Consider the following 4,268-nt stretch of genomic DNA (forward strand, 5'->3'; position numbering starts at 1 on the left):
AAGAAGTGGAAGATGACGAGCGACGTCTTTGCCACGGCGGCCGGCGGGACCTCCAATGTGCCGCTGCCGGCCATGTACCCTGCGGAGGGGACCGGCGACAGGCTGACCGTGGGCGACCTGGCGGGTTTTCTCAAGGCCGCCCTGCCTCAGAGCGGGCAGAACGCCTTTGCCGTGCACTCCGGCCCCGCGGGAACGCCGACGCAGCTTGCCGTCGAGTCCAAGGAGAACTGGCTGGTCTCCATCACGGACGTCGAGGGGGACCTGGCCGCCCGGATGGGCATGAAGAACCCCAGCCCCACGGTCACGATCGATGTGGAGGAGGGGGATTCGCTCGAGGTCATCCGCAACAAGATCAACGAGAAGTATCAGGCGGAGTTCGGTGTGACGGCCCCGGAGCAGTGGGTGCATGCATCGCTGAAACAGGATTCGGACCAGTCCTGGTACCTGACCTTCGCCTCCGACGTCCCTGGCGAGGCTCAGCGCATCACGCTGCTGGGCGGGGCGGATGGGAACCTCCAGACGCTTCGCCGGCTGGGGCTGTTGAAGCTGGAGCAGACGGGGAAGACCGCGACGGGCGCTCCCGTCTACCGCGAGGTCTCGGCCTTTTCGACTGTGGCGGAGGACGCATCGTTCACCTTCGACGGCGTGCGCTACCTTTCGGCGGACAACAAGTTCGACAAGGCCCGGCGGGTTCCCGCCCTCGGAAACGACAGCGACTACTCGGCCCGGACGCTCTCCACGGTCAGCGAGGGAATGTGGTTCAAGCTCAAGGACGTGGGGAGCACGGCCATCACCGTCCGGCACCACGTCAGGGGCGGCTCCATCAAGGGTCTGGAGGAGGCCCGCGACGGCGTCATCCCCGGACTCAAGGCAACCTTGGACGGTCTGGCCTGGGAGCTGGTCAAGCATATCAACGCCTATCAATACTCCGGGTACGGCATCGGCGGGAATCAGGAGACGACCAGCGTGGCGTTCTTCAAGCCGCTGCGGTTCAAATCGGACGCCGCCTCGGGGCTGGACGTCAACGAGGCGGTTCGGTCCGCCAACGACCTGATCGGGGCGGCGATGGGCAAACTGGACGCCTCGGGCAGGGCGATGTTCGGAAAGAGCGGCGGCTCCGGGAACGGCAATAACGCCGCCCGTATGCTGGGGCTGAAGAGCGCCAGGGTGCTGGAGAACGGCAGCACGACCCTGGGCGGGTATTACGACGCGTTTCTGGCGAAGATAGGCTCGGATGCGGGACACGCCGAGCTGATGCTTAAGGCCCAACAGCACGTTGCGACGCAGCTGGACGAACAGCGTCAGTCCGTCATGGGCGTCAACATGGATGAAGAGCTGCTGGATATGATGGCGCTCAACAAGGCGTTCGGCGCCATGGCGCGGTATGCGACCACCGTGGACGAGATGCTGGATCGGATCATCAACGGCTTCGGCCTGGTCGGCCGCTAACCAGGGACGAAGTCCCTGGACCCAGTGGCCGTAGCCTACAGCCTTGCGTCGCCCGTTGGCCCGGAGGAAAAAACAGGGGTAGAAACGTCGGGGGGCGGAGCCCCCTTCTCCAAATTTGAGGATGAACGGCGGGGGTTTTCGTCTTTTCCCGCCGTGCGGAGGTAGCCGGAGATGAACAGTCGCGTCACCACTTCGATGATGTACGGAACCCTGATCAGCTCGCTTCACGAGAACTCCAGGCGGGTCCTGGACCTGCAGCGCCAGCTGTCGACGATGCGCAAGTATGCCCGGTTGTCCGACAACCCGGCGGTAATCGCGCGTTCCCTGAACCTGGAAGCTGCGCTGAAGGACAACAAGATCTACAGGGAGACCCACGACAGCGCCGTGGCGATGCTCAAACACTCGGAGGATGCGCTGAACCAGGTCCTGGAGGCTGCGAGGGCGATCCGGGACCTGGTTATCCAGGCGGGCAACGGAACCTTGCCGCGGGAACAGGTGGCCGATATCGCGAGGCAGATCGAGGAGAACAAGAAGACGATCCTCAACGCGCTGAACACCAAGGTGGCGGGCAAATACCTGTTCGGCGGGACGGACACGGGGACGAAGCCCTTCGTCATTGGTCCCGACGGCCGCATCAAGTATCAGGGCTCCGACGAGCGCATCCGATACGAGATCGAGGAGGGGCTGCTGGCCGACGTCTCCTTCGCGGGCAGCGAGGTGGCGGTCAAGAACGAGAAGTCCCACTTCATCTGCAGCCACGAGGTTCCGGCGGACTGGAAGTGGACGGGCCGCGAGGAGAAGGTGCAGATCACGGTGGGGAACCGCACTCTGTCCGTGTACATCCCCGAGCAGTGGATCGACGAGGTGGCGACGGGCAGGACCAAGCCCACCGACTACAACCAATTCCGGGACCCCGACGAGGTCTCGGGCATCTCCCTGGACGACCTGGCCATGCTGGTGAACCGCGCACTGAAGGAGCAGGGCGCGGACATGCTGGTGACGGCGTCGGTGGAGAAGGACCCCAACACCAACATGCAGCGCATGGTCCTGAAGAGCAACACGGGCGAGCCCGTGGGCATCACCGGCTGGCCCGACACGGACTACCTTCCCATGCCCCAGTCCATTGCGGGCGTCGCCTTCCCCAAAACGGGGACGACGGGGACGCCTCCGGGCGTTACCGTTGAGACTCCGGATTGGAACCACTCCATGCTGAACGGAGGCACGGAGGTGAAACTTCCGGGGCTTGCGGGCAAGACCCTGACGGTCGCCGCGGGCGGGACGACGAAAAATCACACCTTTGCTGCGGACCCGGCCGACCTCGATGCCCTGGTGAACGAGCTCAACGGGGCCGGGGTCCTCCCCCCTAACGTCACTGCAAGTATCTACAACGGAAAGCTGGTCCTGACCTCGTCGAACGGGGACGCTATCCGCGTGGACGGCACGGCCGCCGAACAGCTCTTCGGCAGCGTCCGCGCCAGCGAGAAAACGAAGTATCACGGGATGATGGGCACGGCCAGCACCCTGGGCTGGCGGGACGACACGCTGGGCAAGGGGATATCTCTCGAGCTGAACGGCCAGACCTACGACTTCTCCTTTGCCGGCAAGCGCTCCATCACCGACCTGGTGAACGAGATCAACGCGACCGTTCCGATGGACGCGGGGGACCTTCCGGTTGCGTCCGTCGTGTCGGGACGCCTGGTGCTCCAGTCCTCCCGGGGGCAGATCACGGTCAAGGACCATGGAACGGCCGGGGGCGTCCGTCAGCTCCTCGGCTACGACGGGCCGGTGAAAAGCTCCACCAGCTCGGTGACGGTCCAGCTGGACGGGAAACAGCCGATCAAGGTCTACGCCAACGAGGGCGACGACCTGACGAAGATTGCGGAGAAGCTCAACTCCATCGAGGGGCTCTACGCCCGGACCTCGGCGGACAAGGATCAGCTGGTGGTCGTGGCCAAGCGCATCGGCAAGCTGCCGGAGGACCCGCTTTCCGTGTCCGCCGCGGCGGAGAAGCCGCATTACCCCTCGTTCACCCTCAAGGGCGAGGGGATGGGGATGACGCTCTTCGACTACGCCTTCTCGTCGGACCCGGAGACGGGGGTGGAGACGGGTATCGTCGGGTCCAGGGAACAGACCCGCCCCGTCGATCACAGCCACATGGACGTGTTCGACTACCTCGGCATGGAGACGGGCATGAAGAGCGTGGAGTTCGCGCCGGGCCGAAAGCTGGTCGTCCCGCCGGGCAAGCCCCTGCACTGGCGGGTGATGAGCGGGTCCCGCGTCGCGGACATCACCCTGAACCCGGGCGAGTATACCCTGGCCGACCTGGCCGACCGGCTGAAGAACGCCGGCGCAGGCTGGCTCGACGTGACGGTGGACGTCTTCCGTTCCCCCGGAGTCTACAGCGAGGACGATCACGAGAGGGGGCTCGGCACCAGCCACAACGAGGAGAGGGCGACGAACCGCCTGGTCATCCGTGCCCCCGGTGGCGCGCCCGTCCTGTTCCTGGACATGAACGGCCAGCGCTACGCCGAGGAGCTGGGGCTCTCCACCGCGGTGCGGACGGACCCGGATATGGGGGTCAAGAACATCAGGTTCCCGACGGCCCCCTGCCTGGACGATGATTTGGGCGTTCGGCTGCGGGTGCAGATGACCTGCGGAAAAGAGTACGACATTCGCCTCTCGCGCAGGGACGTGACCGACCCCGCCACGGGCCTCGTCGATCGGGTCAAGGTGATGCGCGAGATCGCAAGGCAGGTCAACGAACAGGCGGGCGAAGAGCTTATGAAGGTGGCCATCCCCGTCGACGAATACGGCAAGGA

The 4,268-nt window shown here is 65.0% G+C and carries 2 protein-coding genes; both read left to right on the forward strand.

What is annotated here, in order from left to right:
- A partial coding sequence (locus tag Q0176_RS06490) for a flagellar basal body rod C-terminal domain-containing protein (RefSeq protein ID WP_299300429.1) occupies positions 1–1,449 on the forward strand: 1,449 nt, incomplete at its 5' end.
- A gap of 171 nt (positions 1,450–1,620) precedes the next feature.
- A partial coding sequence (gene flgL / locus Q0176_RS06495) for a flagellar hook-associated protein FlgL (protein WP_299300431.1) occupies positions 1,621–4,268 on the forward strand: 2,648 nt, incomplete at its 3' end.

Origin of the sequence: uncultured Fretibacterium sp., assembly GCF_938040765.1 — a bacterium.
Lineage (GTDB): Bacteria > Synergistota > Synergistia > Synergistales > Aminobacteriaceae > CAJPSE01.